This is a genomic window from Sphingomonas desiccabilis, assembly GCF_004135605.1.
Taxonomy (GTDB): domain Bacteria; phylum Pseudomonadota; class Alphaproteobacteria; order Sphingomonadales; family Sphingomonadaceae; genus Sphingomonas; species Sphingomonas desiccabilis.
Genome location: NZ_SDPT01000001.1, coordinates 1393851 through 1411101 on the forward strand (window position 1 = coordinate 1393851; position 17251 = coordinate 1411101).

14 protein-coding genes are annotated in these 17251 nt (G+C 67.0%); 10 read left to right on the forward strand and 4 right to left on the reverse strand.

Annotated elements, in window-relative coordinates:
* Positions 1-108: 108 nt before the first annotated feature.
* Both araD1 and EO081_RS06700 read right to left on the reverse strand, forming a co-directional pair.
* Positions 109-1101: an AraD1 family protein gene (araD1, locus tag EO081_RS06695; protein ID WP_129341080.1), complete on the reverse strand. Its 993-nt coding sequence runs from the start codon at positions 1099-1101 to the stop codon at positions 109-111.
* A gap of 48 nt (positions 1102-1149) precedes the next feature.
* Positions 1150-2715: an aldehyde dehydrogenase (NADP(+)) gene (locus tag EO081_RS06700; RefSeq protein ID WP_129341081.1), complete on the reverse strand. Its 1566-nt coding sequence runs from the start codon at positions 2713-2715 to the stop codon at positions 1150-1152.
* 102 nt (positions 2716-2817) lie between these two features.
* Here EO081_RS06700 and EO081_RS06705 point away from each other — a divergent pair, with 102 nt between their 5' ends.
* Positions 2818-3576 carry a FadR/GntR family transcriptional regulator gene (locus EO081_RS06705; protein WP_129341082.1) on the forward strand — a complete coding sequence of 253 codons (759 nt, stop codon included), beginning with the start codon at positions 2818-2820 and terminating at the stop codon, positions 3574-3576.
* A 58-nt stretch (positions 3577-3634) separates the two neighbouring features.
* On the opposite strand, the gene EO081_RS06710 is transcribed toward EO081_RS06705, so the two are convergent.
* Positions 3635-4945 carry a sugar MFS transporter gene (locus EO081_RS06710; RefSeq protein WP_129341083.1) on the reverse strand — a complete coding sequence of 437 codons (1311 nt, stop codon included), beginning with the start codon at positions 4943-4945 and terminating at the stop codon, positions 3635-3637.
* 138 nt (positions 4946-5083) lie between these two features.
* On the opposite strand from EO081_RS06710, the gene EO081_RS06715 reads away from it, so the two are divergent.
* From EO081_RS06715 to EO081_RS06755, 9 genes are all read left to right on the forward strand, one after another.
* A complete protein-coding gene (locus EO081_RS06715) occupies positions 5084-6238 on the forward strand; it encodes an aldose epimerase family protein (RefSeq protein WP_129341084.1) in 1155 nt (384 codons plus the stop codon).
* 13 nt (positions 6239-6251) lie between these two features.
* Positions 6252-8048, forward strand: coding sequence for an IlvD/Edd family dehydratase (locus tag EO081_RS06720; protein ID WP_129341085.1), 1797 nt, complete (start codon positions 6252-6254; stop codon positions 8046-8048).
* Positions 8049-8103: 55 nt separating this feature from the next.
* Positions 8104-9228 carry an 8-amino-7-oxononanoate synthase gene (locus EO081_RS06725; RefSeq protein WP_129341086.1) on the forward strand — a complete coding sequence of 375 codons (1125 nt, stop codon included), beginning with the start codon at positions 8104-8106 and terminating at the stop codon, positions 9226-9228.
* The gene (gene bioD, locus EO081_RS06730) at positions 9225-9848 is read left to right on the forward strand and encodes a dethiobiotin synthase (RefSeq protein WP_129341087.1); all 624 of its coding nucleotides are present in this window, start codon (positions 9225-9227) and stop codon (positions 9846-9848) included. The genes EO081_RS06725 and bioD overlap by 4 nt, the downstream gene beginning before the upstream one ends.
* A complete protein-coding gene (locus tag EO081_RS06735) occupies positions 9845-11092 on the forward strand; it encodes an adenosylmethionine--8-amino-7-oxononanoate transaminase (protein ID WP_129341088.1) in 1248 nt (415 codons plus the stop codon). The genes bioD and EO081_RS06735 overlap by 4 nt, the downstream gene beginning before the upstream one ends.
* A 79-nt stretch (positions 11093-11171) precedes the next feature.
* Positions 11172-12782, forward strand: a complete 1611-nt coding sequence (locus EO081_RS06740) for a phospholipase D family protein (RefSeq protein WP_206364351.1) — start codon at positions 11172-11174, stop codon at positions 12780-12782.
* 80 nt (positions 12783-12862) lie between these two features.
* Positions 12863-14497: a mechanosensitive ion channel family protein gene (locus EO081_RS06745; protein ID WP_129341089.1), complete on the forward strand. Its 1635-nt coding sequence runs from the start codon at positions 12863-12865 to the stop codon at positions 14495-14497.
* A 54-nt stretch (positions 14498-14551) separates the two neighbouring features.
* A complete protein-coding gene (locus EO081_RS06750; RefSeq protein WP_129341090.1) occupies positions 14552-16372 on the forward strand; it encodes an HWE histidine kinase domain-containing protein in 1821 nt (606 codons plus the stop codon).
* Complete coding sequence (locus EO081_RS06755) at positions 16369-16746, forward strand: response regulator (protein ID WP_240697560.1); 378 nt, start codon at positions 16369-16371, stop codon at positions 16744-16746. The genes EO081_RS06750 and EO081_RS06755 overlap by 4 nt, the downstream gene beginning before the upstream one ends.
* On the opposite strand, the gene EO081_RS06760 is transcribed toward EO081_RS06755, so the two are convergent.
* Positions 16743-17246 carry a MarR family winged helix-turn-helix transcriptional regulator gene (locus EO081_RS06760; protein ID WP_129341091.1) on the reverse strand — a complete coding sequence of 168 codons (504 nt, stop codon included), beginning with the start codon at positions 17244-17246 and terminating at the stop codon, positions 16743-16745. The two genes, EO081_RS06755 and EO081_RS06760, sit on opposite strands and share 4 nt — an antisense overlap.
* Positions 17247-17251 lie beyond the last annotated feature (5 nt).

The following is a 17251-nucleotide window of genomic DNA, read 5'->3' on the forward strand; positions in this document are numbered from 1 at the left end:
CGCGCGGGCTGGATCCCTCGTCGCTGCTGACCGCCCGGACTGCAAGCCCTTTGGCGATCGGCAGTTTCTGCCCGGCCCCGCGGTAGCGCGGGGGCCGGGCAGGCTGGATCAGAGCGCGCGAACCGTGACCGGCGCTTCCGCGTCACGTGCAAGCGGGTTGCGCAGCGGCAGCGTGAACGGCGCCGCCTCGATCTCGAACACGTCGCCGGTTTGCGTCTTCACCCCATCGGTGAACGACAGCGTGGCCGTACCGAAGAAGTGGATGTGAATGTCGCCCGGGCGGCGGAACAGCGCATATTTGAAGTGGTGCGCCTCCAGATTCGCCAGGCTGTGGGACATGTTGTCCTCACCCGACAGGAACGGCTTCTCCCACAGGACTTCGCCGTCGCGCAGGATGCGGCTGCTGCCGCGCACGTCCGAAGGCGGGGTGCCGACGACGATCTCCGGCCCGAGCGACGCCTGACGCAGCTTCGAGTGCGCGAGCCACAGATAGTTGTGGCGCTCGGTCACATGGTCGCTGAACTCGTTGGCGAGGCAGAGACCCAGGCGGAACGGCGTGCCGTCCGGACCGATCAGGTAGATGCCGGCAAGCTCCGGCTCTTCGCCGCCGTCCTGGGCGAACGCCGGCATCGACAGCGGCGCGCCCGGTGCGACCAGCTGCGATCCATCGCCCTTGTAGAACCACTCCGGCTGCTGGCCGACCTGGCCGGCCGACGGCTTGCCGCCCTCGACGCCTTCCAGGAACATCCGCATCGAGTCCGTCTGCTTCTCAGCGGCGGCCGCCTCGCGGTGCATCTTGTCGCGCCCCTCGGCCGAGCCGAGGTGGGTGAGGCCAGTGCCCGTCATCACGACGTGCGCCGGATCTTCATGATCGATCGGTGCGATCAGGTGGCCGGCGTCGAACTCCGCGGCGAGGTCGACCGAAGCCCCCTCCCCACACGCGGCGACTGCATCCGCCAGGCTGGTGCCTTCGGCGATGGCGCGGGCGGCGAGCGCCCGCACACTATCGACCCCGGGCACGAATGCCGCCCGGTCGCCTTGGGCCGCGATCACCGATCGCGTGCCGTCCGGCGCCCGATGCTGCAACAAACGCAACGTCATCCTAATTCCTCCCCACTTGAACGCCGCGTTTGCGGTCGTCGGGATTGATCAATCGTTGTGGAGCTGGCCGTCGATCAGACGCGGCAGACCCGTCTGGGCACCGTCCCGCAGATCCTGCGGCAGCAACTCGGGCAGCAGGTTCTGGTACGACACCGGCCGCAGGAACCGGTCGATCGCAAGACTGCCGACCGAGGTGGTGCGACCATCGGAGGTCGACGGGAACGGCCCGCCATGGACCATCGCGTGCGTCACCTCGACGCCCGTCGGCCAACCATTGGCAAGGATGCGACCCGCCTTGCGCTCGAGTACAGGCACCATCCGCGCGGCGAGCTCGGCGTCTCCTACGTCCATGTGCAGCGTGGCCGTCAACTGACCCTCAGCAGCAACGAGGACCTGGCGCAGTTCTTCCTCGTTGCGGCAGCGCACCAGGATCGACGACGCACCGAACACCTCATGCCCCAGCGCCTTGTCGGCCAGGAACGCCTCAGCCGTGGTCGAGAAGAACGCGGCCTGACCCTGGGTCACGCCCTCGCCCACCTTGCCTCGTGCAATCGTCTCGACGCGCGCATGAGACGCCAGATTCTCGACGCTCTCCGAATAGGCCTTGTGAATACCCGGAGTAAGCATGGTGCTGGCCCCGGCTTCGACCAGCGCAGTCTTCGCAGCTTCGACAAACGCGTCGAGCCCCTCGCCTTCGATCGCCAGCACCAGGCCCGGGTTGGTGCAGAACTGACCAGCGCCCATCGTCAGCGAGCCGACAAAAGCGGTGCCCAGCGCCGCGCCGCGCGCCTTGAGCGCTTCCGGCATCAGCAGAACGGGGTTGATGCTCGACATCTCGGCATAAACCGGGATCGGCACCTCGCGCGCCTGCGCGAGCTTCATCAGCGCGAAGCCACCGCCACGCGAGCCGGTGAAGCCGACCGCCGTGATCCGCGGGTCCTGCACCAGCTGCGAGCCGAGTTCGTTGCCGGGGCCGACCAGGTGCGAGAACACGCCCTCGGGCAGGCCGGATGCGGCAACCGCACGACGGATCGCTTCTGCGACCAGCGCGCCCGTCGCCGGATGCGCCGGGTGACCCTTCACGACGACCGGGCAGCCGGCGGCGAGCGCCGAAGCGGTGTCGCCACCAGCAGTCGAGAATGCGAGCGGAAAGTTCGAGGCACCGAACACCGCGACCGGGCCGAGCGGGATCATGCGCAGGCGCAGGTCCGGGCGCGGCAGCGGCTGACGATCCGGAAGCGCCGGGTCGATGCGAAGGCCGAGCCAGCCGCCCTTGCGGACGACACCGGCGAACATCTTGAGCTGACCGACGGTGCGGCCGCGCTCCCCCTCCAGGCGTGCACGCGGCAGGCCGCTCTCGCGCATCGCCGTCTCGATCAGCTCATCGCCGATCGCGATGATCTCTTCACCGATCTTCTCGAGGAAGGCGGCGCGGGTTTCGCGGTCGGTCGAGCGATAGGTGTCGAACGCCGCTTCTGCCGCGGCGCAGGCCGCGTCAACGTCAGCTGGACCATGAACGGCAAACGGCTCTCCAAAGGGTTCGCCCGTGTCGGCCGAGATCGAGCGAAAGCCGGCGTCGCTGGCCCGGTTCAGGGTTGCGGTGTCGTTGGTCATGGGGTGGCTCCTTATTTACTCGGACATATTAAAGCGGTGCCGGCTTGGCAATCGCTCGTTCGGCATTCAAAACGCGATACAGCCTTAGCGGGGGAGATAGGGATGACCAATGCGAAGGGCGAGGCCGATGCGCTCGATAAGGCGCCAGCACCCACGCGGCAGCCGCGAGGTACCGGGCGCCGGCTACGCGGCGCGATCGCGCACAAGCTGGGACTGGCGATCGTCTCGGGCGAATATGCGCCCGGCGACACGCTGTCGGGAGAGATCGCCTTTTCGGAGGCGCTCGACGTCTCTCGAAGCGCCTATCGCGAAGCGGTACAGGTCCTGACGGCAAAGGGGCTGGTGGAGAGCCGTCCGAAGGCGGGCACCCGGGTCCTGCCGCGCAATCGCTGGAACCTCCTGGACCCCGACGTGGTCGCCTGGGCGTTCGCTGGCAACCCGGACATTCAGTTCATCCGCAGCCTGTTCGAGTTGCGCGCGATCGTGGAGCCCGCAGCGGCACGCCTGGCAGCCGAACGGCGCGATCGCGCAGATCTGAAGGCGATGAAGGACGCGCTCGCCGCGATGCGCCGCCACACGCTGGCAACCGAAGCCGGCCTGGCGGCCGACCGCGACTTCCACGATGCGATCCTGCGCGCGACGCGAAACGACGCCCTGGTCGTCCTCAGCGCCAGCATCGGCGCGGCGGTAAACTGGACGACCCAGTTCAAGCAGCGCTCCCGCGCCCTTCCCCGCGACCCGCTCCCGGACCACATCCGCGTCTATGACGGCATCGCAGCGGGTGACCCGGATGCAGCCGGTGCCGCGATGCGGGCCCTGGTCGATCTCGCCCTGGAGGACACCCGCTACGCGATGACGTGATACAAAAAGGGCGCCCCCGCAGTAGCGGAGGCGCCCTCGTGGTGCCGTGTTCGCGAGGTTACCCGACCACCTCGGGATCCGGCAACGCATGCGTCGGCTTGGAGCCCCACAGCGCGTAGAACAGGATGTAGAGTTCGCAGGCGGCGGTCAGCAGGAACGAGGTCTGCAACCCGACCGTATCGGCCAGCCAGCCCTGCACCACGACCAGCGCACCGCCGGCGATCGCCATGATGAGCAGGCCGGAGCCTTCTTCGGTGAGCGGCCCCAGGCCCTTGATGCCGAGCGTGAAGATCGTCGGGAACATGATCGAGTGGAACAGGCCGACTGCGATCAGCGACCACATCGCGGCATGGCCGCTGGTGAAGGTGGCAAGCAGCATCACGACGAACGCGCCGACCGCGAAGAACGCCAGCACCTTGTCGGCCGGCACCTTCTGCATGACGAAGCTGCCGACGAAGCGACCGACCATCATGCCGCCCCACAGCAGCGCCAGATAGCGCGACGCCTGCTCGTGCGTGATCGCGGCGATGTCAGGCTGCGAGACGAAGTTGATGAACAGGTTGGCGACGCCGATCTCTGCGATCAGATAGATGAAGATCGCCGGCACACCCCAGACGAGGTTCCGGTGCTTCCAAAGCGACATGCCGCGCCGCTCCTCGCGCGAAACGCGCTGGGTAGCCTGGCCGATGGCAGGAAGCGGGAAGCGTGCGATGACAACCGCAAGGACCACCAGCACCGCCGCGACGATGAGATACGGCAGGATCACCGACTGGGCGTCGGCGTAGCGCTCGGCGGCCGTCAGCGTGACGCCAGCCTCTGCGGTGCCGCCCTTCGAACGGCCCAGGATCAGATAGCCTGCGAACAGCGGCGCGAGCGTGGTGCCGAGCGAGTTGAACGCCTGCACCAGGTTCAGCCGCGAGGAACCGGTCTCCGGCGGGCCGATGACCGCGACATAGGGGTTCGCCGCCACCTGCAGCAGCGTAATGCCGCTGGCGATGATGAACAGCGCGGTCAGCACCATGCCGTAGGACGGCACCTTCGCGGCCGGGACGATCAGCAGCGCACCCGCCGCCATGATCAGCAGGCCGGTCACGATCGACTTCTGGTAGCCGATCCGCTCGATCAGCTTCGCCGAGGGGATCGAAGCCACGAAATACGCGATGAACCACACCGACTCGATGAGCGTGGTCTGCGTATAATCCAGTTCGAACACGCTCCTGAGATGCGGCAGGAGAGTGTTGTTGATGACGGTGATGAAGCCCCACATGAAGAAGAGGCTGGCAAGCAGCGTCAGCGCGGGCTTGTAGCTCCCACTAGGCGCGTGATGCGCACCTGTCGAAGCGACGGAAGAAGTTGGCGGCAACGCCATGCATCCTGTCTCCTGTGTGGAAGCCGAAGCGCTCGCGCTGTTGGCCAGCATCTGCTGCGCGGCTTGCCCTGGTGAATTTTGTCTGACTATATAGCCCCGAAAGGCGCGTCAACGGCGTCGATACACAAGGACGGGATAATGCGGAAGGTGGGCAGTGACGGGGTTGTACTGGCGTTGTTGGCGGCAGCCGCGGCGACGCTGACGGCGGATGCGGCATCCGCGGCGGAGGTGCAGCGTTCCCCAGCCGGGACCCTCAAGGACGGAACCGCGGTCGAGGCGATCACCCTGGTGGGGGACAATGGCGTCTCTGCACGCGTGCTCACCTATGGTGCGACCCTGCAGTCGCTGATCGCACCGGACCGCGCCGGCAACAAAGCCGACGTCGTCCTCGGCTACGACGACCTCGCCGACTATGTGGACCACCCGAATTATTTCGGCGTGACCGTCGGCCGGTACGCCAACCGCATCGCAGGCGGCACGTTCACGCTCGACGGCAAGAAGTTCCAGTTGCCGCTGAACGACAAGACCAACTCGCTGCATGGCGGCGGCAAGGGCTTCGACAAGCAGGTCTGGCGGGTCGTCTCGGTGAAGAACGGCCCGGTGGCGAGTGTGGTGCTGGCGCACCGCAGCCCGGATGGGGAATCGGGCTACCCCGGCCAGTTCGACGTGACGGTTACCTACTCGCTGGACGACAAGGGTTCGCTGACGATCGCCTTCGAAGGCAAGACCAGCAAGCCGACCATCGTCAACATGACCAATCACGCCATCTTCAACCTGGCAGGCGAAGGGTCGGCGATGGGCGCGACCGGCCACCGCCTGACGATCCCTGCCGCGACCTACACGCCCGTCGATGCCAAGCTGATCCCGACGGGCGAGCGGCGCCCCGTCGCGGGCAGCGTGTTCGACTTCCGCAGCCCACGCGTGGTGGCCGACGGCATCCGGGACGGCCATGACCAGCAGATCCGCTACGGCCAGGGTTACGACCACAACTTCGCGCTTGACAAGGGGCTCACGGCCAAGCCCGAACTCGCTGCTCGCCTCGAGGATCCGCAGTCCGGTCGCGTGCTGGAAGTGCTGAGCACCGAGCCCGGGATTCAATTCTACACGGGCAACTTCCTTGACGGCACCTATTTGGGCAAGAAGGGTCACCTGTATCGAATGGGAGATGGGATCGCCTTGGAACCGCAGAAGTTCCCGGACGCACCCAATCACCCCGACTTTGTTTCCGCCCGAGTGGATCCCGGCAAGCCGTACCGGCATGTCATGATCTATCGCCTTTCCACGACTCGCTGACCGGACACCTCCCATGACTGCCACCCCCACCAAGAAGCTTCGCTCGCGCGCCTGGTTCGATAATCCCGAGAATATCGACATGACCGCGCTCTACATCGAGCGGTACATGAACTTCGGCCTCAGCCAGGCGGAGCTCCAGTCCGGCAAGCCGATCATCGGCATCGCCCAGACCGGCAGCGATCTCTCCCCCTGCAATCGCCACCACCTGGTGCTGGCAGAGCGCCTCCGCGAGGGCATTCGCGAAGCCGGCGGCATCGCGCTCGAATTCCCGGTCCACCCGATCCAGGAGACTGGCAAGCGCCCCACCGCCGGGCTCGACCGCAACCTTGCGTACATGGCGCTGGTCGAAGTGCTGTACGGCTATCCGCTCGACGCCGTCGTGCTGACGATCGGCTGCGACAAGACGACGCCGGCCTGCCTGATGGCGGCCGCAACCGTGAACATCCCCGCGATCGCGCTGTCGGTCGGCCCGATGCTCAACGGATGGCACAAGGGCGAGCGCACCGGTTCGGGCACCATCGTGTGGAAGGCACGCCAGATGCTCGCTGCCGGCGAGATCGACAACGCCGGCTTCATCAAGCTGGTCGCGTCGTCGGCACCGTCGACCGGCTATTGCAATACCATGGGCACCGCGACGACGATGAACTCGCTCGCCGAGGCGCTCGGCATGCAGCTGCCGGGCTCGGCCGCGATCCCGGCGCCGTACCGCGACCGCCAGGAAGTCGCATACGAGACCGGCAAGCGCATCGTCGAGATGGTGGCCGAGGACCTGAAGCCCTCCGACGTCATGACCCGCGAGGCGTTCCTGAACGCGATCGTCGTCAACTCGGCGATCGGCGGCTCGACCAACGCACCGATCCACCTGGCCGCGCTCGCCCGCCACATGGGTGTCGATCTCGATATCCGCGACTGGCAGGAGCACGGCCACAAGGTGCCGCTGCTCGTGAACCTGCAGCCGGCGGGCGAGTATCTGGGCGAGGACTATTACCGTGCCGGCGGCGTCCCGGCGGTGGTCTCGCAGCTGATGGATCAGGGCCTGATCCATGAGGACGTCATGACCGTAAACGGCAAGACCATCGGCGAGAACTGCCGTGGCGTCGAGATCGAGGACGAGAAGGTTATTCGTCCGTTCAACCAGCCGCTGAAGGAAGAAGCGGGCTTCATCGTCCTGTCGGGCAACCTGTTCGACGCCGCCATCATGAAGACCAGCGTCATCAGCGAGGAGTTCCGCGAGCGCTACCTGTCGAACCCGAGCGATCCGAACGCGTTCGAAGGCCCGGCCGTCGTGTTCGACGGTCCGGAGGACTATCACCACCGCATCGACGATCCTTCGGTGAACATCACCGCGGAGACGCTGATGTTCATGCGGGGCGCCGGCCCGATCGGCTATCCGGGTGCGGCCGAGGTCGTGAACATGCGTCCGCCGGCATATCTGATCCGCGAGGGGATCCATGCGCTGCCGTGCATCGGCGACGGTCGTCAGTCGGGCACCAGCGGCAGCCCGTCGATCCTGAACGCTTCGCCCGAGGCGGCGGCGATGGGCGGCCTCGCGCTCATCCAGACCGGTGACCGCGTCCGCATCGACCTCAACAAGGGTACGGCCGATGTGCTGATCTCCGATGAGGAACTCGCGGAGCGCCGCCGCAAGCTCGAAGCGGCGGGAGGTTACAGCTATCCCGCCTCGCAGACGCCGTGGCAGGAAATCCAGCGTTCGGTCGTCGGCCAGATGAACACCGGCGCAATCCTGGAGGGCGCCGAGAAGTACCAGCGCATCGCGCAGACCATGGGTCTGCCGCGCGACAACCACTAAGCGCAACCGGCATGGCGGGGGTGGCATCGCGAGACGATGCCGCTACACCCCCGCCATGCCGAGCTTTGCAGCCCATCGCGCCGATCTGGCCCAGCTGGCGGACCAGCATCGTATCCGCCAGCTCCTGCCCCGTAGGGGCAGCGACTTCGCCTCCAACGACTATCTCGCGCTCGCGTCCGCGCCTCGCTTGCGAGATGCTGTCGCCGCCGCACTCGCCAGCGGGGTTCCCGTCGGCTCCGGCGGCTCGCGGCTTTTGCGCGGCAACTCCGAGGAGCATGAGGCGCTGGAAGCCGAGGCGGCCGCCTTCTTCGGCAGCGAGGCCTCCCTCTTCTTTGCGAGCGGCTTCGCCGCCAACGCGGCGCTCTTCGCGACCCTCCCGCAGCGCGGCGACCTGATCGTCTACGATGCACTGGTACATGCAAGCGCCCATGAAGGGATGCGGCTCGGGCGCGCCGACTGCGTGGCGGCCGAGCACAACCAGGTCGACGCCTTTGAAGCGGCCATCCGCCAGTGGCGAAAGGGCGGCGGGACCGGGACGCCCTGGATCGCGGTGGAGAGCCTCTACAGCATGGACGGCGATCGAGCGCCGCTCGCGGCCCTTGCCGACCTTGCCGACGCCTGTGACGCGATCCTGCTGGTCGACGAGGCGCACGCGACGGGCGTCTTCGGCACTGCCGGGCGTGGCCTCGCCGAAGACCTGGAGGGTCGCGGCAACGTCGTGACCCTGCGTACCTGCGGGAAGGCCTTGGGGTGCGAAGGCGCGCTCATCTGCGGGCCGCGGATCGTGCGCGATTTCCTGATAAATCGTGGTCGGGGCTTCATCTTCTCCACGGCCCCCTCCCCGCTGATGGCGCGTGCGGTTCGGGAGAGCCTGCAGATCCTCGCGCATGAGCCAGAGCGGCGCGAACGGCTCCAGGGCCTGGTGCGCCATGCGGAGCGTGCGCTTGCCCCCGCAGGTGTCCACCCGACGGGTTCGCAGATCCTGCCGCTCGTGATCGGAGACGATTCCGCCACGATGCGGGCAGCGGAGGCGGTCCAAGCCGCCGGCTTCGACGTGCGCGGCATACGCCCGCCCACGGTGCCGCCGGGAACGTCGCGCCTTCGCGTGTCCCTTACCCTCAATGTGACGACGGAGGATGTGGCCCGGCTGGCCGCGCTGCTGCAGGAGGTCGTGCGATGAGCAAGACCATCATCGTGACAGGTACCGATACGGATATCGGGAAGACCGTGTTCGCCGCAGGCCTCGCGGCCGCGCTCGGCGCCCGCTACTGGAAGCCGGTCCAATCCGGGCTGCTGGACGGCACCGACGCCGATCGGGTCGAGGCGCTTGGCGTGCCGAGGACGCACATCCTTCCCGAAGCCTGTCGGCTCGCCACCCCCTGCTCTCCGCATCTAGCGGCGGAAATCGACGGGATCGCCATCGATCCGGACACGCTTGCCCTCCCGACGAACGGTGGGGCGCTCGTGGTCGAAGGCGCCGGCGGGGTGCTGGTCCCCGTCACGCGAACCCTGCTGTTCGCGGATGTCTTCGCCCGCTGGAATCAGCCGGTCGTGCTGGTCGCCCGCACCGGCCTAGGCACCATCAATCACAGCCTCTTGTCGATCGAAGCCTTGCGCGCGCGCGGCGTACCGATCCTGGGCGTCGCCTTCGTCGGGGAGCCCGTCGAGGATAGCGAGGCCATCGTCGCCACGCTCGGAAAAGTCCGCCGCCTCGGCCGACTTCCCCGGCTCGATCCGCTGAACGCCGAGACCCTCGCGGCCGCCTTCAAAGACAGTTTCGATCTGGAGATCTTCCGGTGAGCGCCTCATCCGTCTGGCACCCTTTCACCCAGCATGGGCTTGGTGAGCCGATCCCGCTGGTGACCCGTGCAGAGGGGGCGGTGCTCCATACCCGGGACGGCCGCCGCATCGTGGATGCGATCTCCTCCTGGTGGGTCACCACCCACGGCCACGGCCATCCCCGGATCGTCGCCGCCATCCGGGATCAGGCGGAGCGGCTCGACCAGATCATCTTCGCCGGATGGACGCATGAGCCGGCGGAGGCCGTCGCGCAGGGCCTTCGCGACATCATGCCGCAAGAACTGACGCGAGTATTCTTCTCGGACTCCGGCTCGACCAGCGTGGAGGTCGCGTTGAAGATGGCGCTGGGCTATTGGCGAGAACACGATCCTGCGCGGCATCGGATCCTCGTGCTCGAACATGGCTATCACGGCGATACCATCGGGGCGATGTCGGTCGGGGCGCGCGGGGTTTTCAATCGCGCCTACGAGCCGCTGCTGTTCGACGTCGGCACGATCCCCTTTCCTGCCGCAGACCGCGAGCAGATCACGTTCGACGCATTGGAGCAGGCGTGTGCCGCTGGGGCCGCCGCCTTCATTGTGGAGCCATTGGTGCTCGGCGCCGGCGGCATGCACTTCTACTCGCCCCCGACACTGCGCGAGATGCGTGCGATCTGTGCGCGGCACGGCGTCCTGTTTATCGCGGACGAAGTGATGACCGGCTGGGGCCGGACCGGAACGCTGCTGGCCTGCGAGCAGGCAGGCGTGGTGCCCGACATCCTGTGCCTGTCGAAGGGGCTGACGGGCGGAGCGATCCCCCTTGCCGTCACCATGGCGACCGAGCCGATCTTCCAGGCGCACTATGGTCCCGATCGAGCGCGGATGTTCTTCCATTCTTCGAGCTACACCGCCAACCCGATCGCCTGCGCAGCGGCACGTGCCAATCTGGCGATCTGGGCCGAGGAACCCGTCGCCGAGCGGATTGCATCGCTGGGAACGCGTCAGCAGTTGCGGCTCGATGCGATCGCCAGCCATCCGCGCGTTCGGGGCGCGCGCCGGATGGGAACCATCGCTGCGCTCGAGATCGCTGCCGAGGAGGGCTATCTGTCGAGCATCGCCCCCCGCCTGCTCGCGCATTTCCGAAACCGCGACCTGCTCCTTCGCCCGCTCGGCAACACCGTCTATGTGATGCCGCCCTATTGCATCGAGGACGCCGACCTGGACCGCATCTACGCAGCCATTGCCGAGGCATGCGAGGCGGCCTGACGGATCATCTCGCGACCGTAACCGTTCAGCCCCTACCAGCCCGGCGCCGGCCGGCATGTAGAAGCGGGGAGCCGGTGCAGTGAAGGCGAAGCGGGCAAGGTGGATCGGAGCAGGCGCCGCCGGGCTCGCCCTCCTCTGGTGGATGAACCGCCTGCCGCCGAACCCGGGAAAGCGCCCGGAGGCGCCGGCCATCCCCGACGCGGCCGACACCGCGCTGGAACGAGGGGCTGCGAAGGAGAGCGCCGCCCATCCCGGTTGTTCCGGCATCAAGCTGCTCGCAGATGCACGCGACGCCTTTGCTGCACGGGTTGCCCTCGCCCGGGCAGCGGAGCGAAGCCTCGATCTCCAATATTACATCTGGCACGGCGACCGCTCCGGGACGCTTCTGCTCGAGGCCGTGTACGCTGCGGCAGAGCGCGGGGTCCGGGTGCGCCTCCTTCTGGACGACAACGGCATCTCCGGGCTGGACGCCGTCCTCGCAGCGCTCGATGCGCACCCGAACATCGCGGTGCGGCTCTTCAATCCCTTCCGCGTCCGCTGGCCCAAGCCGATCGGATATGTGACGGAGTTCGCTCGCCTCAACCGGCGGATGCACAACAAGAGTTTCACCGCCGACGACAGCGTCACGATCGTCGGCGGCCGCAACATCGGCGACGAGTATTTCGGAGCGGCCGACGGCGGCTTGTTCGCGGACCTGGACGCGCTGGCGATCGGGCCGATCGTCGCGGATGTCTCGGCCGATTTCGAGCGCTACTGGTGCTGCGGATCGTCCTACCCGGCCGCCCGGATCCTCCCGCCCGTGCGCGACCGCCAGCGCCGCCGATTGCACAAGCGTGCATCGATCGTCGAGCGCGATCCTTCGGCGCGCCGCTACGTGGAGGCGCTGCGAGACCTGCCGCTCGTCCACCAGCTGGTGGAGGGCCGGCTGACCCTCGAATGGGCGAAGGTCCGCATGCTCAGCGACGATCCCGCCAAGGCGCTCGGGACGGTGCACGAGCGCGCCTTCCTGAGCGACAAGCTCCGGGCGACGCTTGAGACGTCGCGGCGTGAGCTCGGGCTCATCTCCAGCTATTTCGTGCCTGGCCGGCAGGGGTGCCGCGCCTTCGGCAGGCTTGCGCAGCAGGGGGTGGCGGTATCGGTGCTGACCAACGCCTATGAGGCCACCGACGTGGGCATCGTCCACGCCGGCTACGCGCCCTATCGGAAGCGGCTGCTCGAAGCCGGCGTCCGCCTGTTCGAGATGCGGCGCGAGGCGCGCGCGGCGCCGCGTCGCCGGGAGCGCCGCCGCGGCATCCGGTTAGGCGTCGCGAGCAATTTCAGGGGCTCCGGCACCGGCTCCACGGCAGCACTCCGCTCGGGCGCGTCCACGCTTCATGCAAAGACCTTCACCGTCGATCGCCAGCGTCTGTTCATCGGCTCCTTCAACCTCGATCCACGCTCCGTCGCCCTGAACACCGAACTTGGCTTTATCATCGAAAGCCCCAATCTCGCCGCGCAGGTGGCGGACGTGTTTGCCGAGCAAGTGGCGCACCTCGCGTACGAGGTCCGCATCGGAGAGGATGGTGAACTGATCTGGGTCGAGCAGAACGGAGGCGAGCAGCGCGTGCATCGCCAGGAGCCCGGCATGCGGCTGATCCCGCGGCTTGCCATCGCTGCTGCCGCCAAGCTGCCGATCGAATGGCTCCTTTGAGCGCGTTTGCCCAGGCGGCTTTGTGGCAATCGCAAGGACGGCGCTTAGGGTCGCGCCGAGTTGACGAAGAAGGTCTGTGAATGCTGGTGATCAAGAGGCTGTTGGCCGCCCTGCTGTTGACCATGCTGGCCTGGGCCCCCGCCCATGCTCAGGAGGCCTCAGGCAACACCACGGCACCCGCGGTGCTCGCCGATACCTATGGGCGCGAGACCCCGCGATCGGCGGTGACCGGTCTGGTTAAAGCGCTCGGGGAACAGGACTATGCCCGTGCGGCCAACTACTTCGAACTCGCGCCGCCGAATACGCCTCGTGCTGCCGCCGCGGCCTCTGATCTTGCGCGGCGCCTCCAGGCGGCGCTCGACAGCGGTGGATCGCTGATCCCCTTTGCCGGGCTGTCGAACGAAGCCACGGGCCGCATCGACGACACACTGCCCCCGGAGCAGGAGCAGGTCGGCACGCTGAACTTGGAGGGCAAGGAGGAGCCCATCCTCCTCGTGCGCGGAGATGTCGGGGAAGGCCAGCAGCTCTGGCGCATCTCGAACCAGACCATCAAAGTGCTGCGCACCCATGCTCCGGCGCCCCCTGCCGCGGCTCCGGCGGAGAGCATCACGGAGACGAGCGTGGCGGGTGCGCCGGTGCTCGACTGGGGTCTGCTGCTGGGGCTCGCGGCCGCGAGCTTCATCGGACTGCGCCTCCTTGCCAGCCTCGTCCTGATGGGCCTCGGCCGTGTCGTTCGGGATCGCGAGCAAAGTTCCACGTTCCGCTTCTCGCACGCCGCCCTTCCGCCACTCAGCCTCTTCCTCGCAGTGGTCGGCTTCTACATCTACGCGGACGCCCTTCCCGTCTCGATCGTCGCGCGGCAGACACTCCTGCGGTACGCCGGCATCGTCGCCTGGGTGGCGCTCGCATGGTTCGCCCTGCGGTTCGTCGACGCCATCAGCCGGTTGATCATCGCACGGATGCAACGGTCGCAGCGTCGCCAAGCCGTTTCGGTGATCACGCTTCTCCGACGCTCGGCCAAGGTGCTGCTCCTGGCGATCGCCCTCGTCGCCATTCTCGACACGCTCGGCATCGACGTGACCACGGGTATCGCAGCCCTTGGCATCGGCGGTATCGCACTCGCCCTGGGCGCGCAGAAGACCATCGAGAACCTGGTCGGCAGCGTCACCGTCATCGTCGACCGGCCGGTGCAGGTCGGGGACTTCTGCAAGGTGGGTGACGTGCTCGGCACCGTGGAGGACGTCGGCATGCGCTCGACCCGGATCCGCACCAACGATCGAACCGTCGTGACCATCCCCAACGGCAACTTCGCGTCCCTCCAGATCGAGAACTTCGCGCCCCGCGATCGCTTCCTTTTCAATCCGGTGATTGCGATCGAATACGGCATCCCGGCCGACAAGCTCCGCGAGGGCATCTCGATCGTCGAAGGCGTGCTGAAGGAACATGCGCAGATCGATCGGGATGGAGCGCGCGCCACCCTGGCGGGGCTCGGCGAAAGCTCCCTCAACGTCGAAGTGTTCTCCTACATCACCGTCACCGACGCCGTGGAAGCGATCCACATCAAGCAGGAACTCTTGCTCACCATCCTGGAGCGGCTTGAAGAGGCCGGCGTCGGTCTTGCCTTCCCCACCCGAACGCTGCACCTTCCCGAGGCGTTGAAGATCACTCGTGCCCCGGCGAAGCCAGAGGAGCTAAGCAATTCGGAGAAAGAGTGAAAATACCCTGACGGGCTCGCACCCGAAGCCCCTTTGGGCTAGGGGAGCAACGCGGTGGCAGGATGGTCCTCCACGCCGAGTATGCTGCCGCCAATGCCCCCTTCCAGACTGACCCGCTTTTTCGAGCGGCTTCTCTTCTTGGCCATCCGGCGGCCCCTGCCGCCGGCGGTGCAGTTCGCCATCGCCACCGCGGCGATCATTTTGGTGACGCTGGTACGGGTGCTTTTCGTCACGGTGCTGTTGCCGTGGCTGCTGTTCATGCCCGCGATCCTGTTGCTGGCGCTCGCCTTTGGCCGCGGCGTCGGCCTCTATGCGACGTTCCTGTCGGCGGTCCTTGCAGGATGGTCGATCGCGGGGTCGAGCGGCTTTCTCGGACTTGATTTCCTCCAATGGGTCGCGTCCGGCGCCTTCCTGGTGGTGGCGGTCGGCATTGTTCTTCTCGCGTCCGAACTGCGCGCCTCCTTCGCGCGGGCCGATCATCTGATGCAGGAAGCGCAGTCGGCCCGAGATGCCCTCGCCGCGCGCGAGGCCTTCCTCTCAAGCGTCCTTGCCAGTTCGGGCGATTGCATCGTCGTCCTTGATCGGGAGGCGAACGTCCTCTTCGTGACGGAGAATGGGCGCCGGGCCCTCGGGCTAGCACAAGAGGCGCAGGTTCGGGGAAGCCCGTGGCAGGCGCTTTGGCAGGAGGTCGACAGCAATCGCGCGTCCGGCGCCATCGCCGCGGCGTCGGAAGGCCACCGGACCAACTTTGCCGCCCCCGCCAGAATCTGCGGCGGCGCGCTGCGCTGGTGGGACGTGTCCGTCAGCCCGATTTTGCGGGACGGGGATCAAAGCGGCCAGGTGCTGCTGGTCGCGCGCGACATAACGGCGAAGCGGGCCGGTCAGCGCGAACGCAACAGGCTGGCGCGCGTCGTGGAGAATAGCGCCGACTTCATCGGGGTCGCCTCGCTGGACCAGCGGGTGGAGTTCTTGAACCCGGCCGGCTGCAACATGGTCGGCCTTTCGCCAGAGGCGGCGTGCGAAACCGTGATGCTGGATTACATCTGGCCGGGGGATGTCGAGCGCCTCCTGGAAGAGGTTCTTCCGGCGATCCGTGATGCGGGCAGCTGGAGCGGCGAGATGAACCTGCGCCACTTCCGAACCGGCGAGCGCATCCCGGTCCATTACCTCGGCTTCCGCGTCCAGGAAGAGGACGGCAGCCTTATCGGCTACGGCGCCGTGATGCGCGATTTCAGCGAGGTGGAGCGCGCGCGCGTCCAACAGCGGCTGCTCAACAACGAATTGAGCCACCGGCTCAAGAACGTCCTGACCATGGTACAGGCGATCGCCGCACAGTCGATCCGCCAGGCCGAAACCCTGGAGGACGCCGGTGAAGCCGTAAGTGCCCGCCTGGTGGCGCTGGGTCGGGCGACGGACATCCTCACGGCAACGTCCTGGCAGACGGCGGAGCTTCAGGCCCTGGTGGCTACCGTGCTGCGGCCACACGGGGCGCTCAGCCGCCGCATCAAGGTCGATGGCCCCAGCGTGGCGGTCAATCCGCGCGCTGCCCTGGCGCTTGCGCTGGCGATCCACGAGCTCACCACGAATGCGATCAAATATGGGGCACTTTCGAATGAAACGGGGGAGGTGTCGCTGAAATGGTGGATTGCCGGCGGAGCCATCCCCGCCGATCAGCGTTTGCTGCTCACCTGGCGTGAAACGGGGGGTCCTTATGTCACGCCACCTGCTCGAAGAGGTTTTGGATCCGTAATGATCGAGCGCTCGCTCAAGGCGTATTTCCGGGCGGAGGTGATGCTCGACTTCCGCCCCGAAGGGATCGTGCTGACGCTGAATGCGCCGCTGGCCGAGGCGATTGCGACGGATCGGGCGGAATGATGGCACAGCGGGCGCCGATCACGCAGCGAACGATCCTGATCGTGGAGGATGAAGTTCTCTTCCGCCTTGAGCTGGCGGACCTATTCGAAGCGTCCGGCTATCGGGTCGTGGAGGCGGGCGATGCCGACGAGGCGATCGCGATCCTGGACGACGATCCTTCGATCTCGATCGTACTGACGGACATCCAGATGCCGGGCGCGATGGACGGCCTGCGTCTCGCCCACCATGTCCGGGACCGCTTCCCGCCGGTGTCGCTGGTGATCGCGTCTGGTGCGCTGCGCCCAAGCGCGTCCGAGCTGCCGGAGCGCAGTCTCTACCTCGCAAAGCCGTTCAACCCGTTCAAGCTGCTGCGGCAATTGAACGAGGCTGCCTAATCGCTCCCAGGGGCCTTCGACCGTTCGGCGCGGGGTTCAAGGCCACCCTGCTCCTCCAGAGCATCCGCTGCCCGCCCCAGCTTCGCCAGCATCTCCCGGAATTGGGACCGCTCTTCTTCGTCTAGAACTCCGAAGATCACGTCGTTGAGCCGCAGGCGGAGTGGTTCTGCTGCCGCCACCGCCGCCTCCCCAGCCGATGTCAGCGAAATTCGCTTCACCCGCCGGTCCATCGGGTCCGGAGTGCGTCGAACCAGGCCATCACGCTCCAACCCCTCGATCGCCTCGCTGACGGTACGGGGCGAGTGGCCGAAGACGCTCGCGATGTCGGCTGCGCGCGGGCTGTTGTGCTCGCACCGCAGGTACATCAGCAGCTTCATCCGTGCGACCGAGACGCCTTGCCCCGCTAAGTGCGCGTCCGCGATCCGTCGCAGGCGGAGGAACAAGCGACCGAAGTCGCTGATGAGACTGTCTGTGTCCGTCATTTCGTGAGGGCCCTCCATAAAGA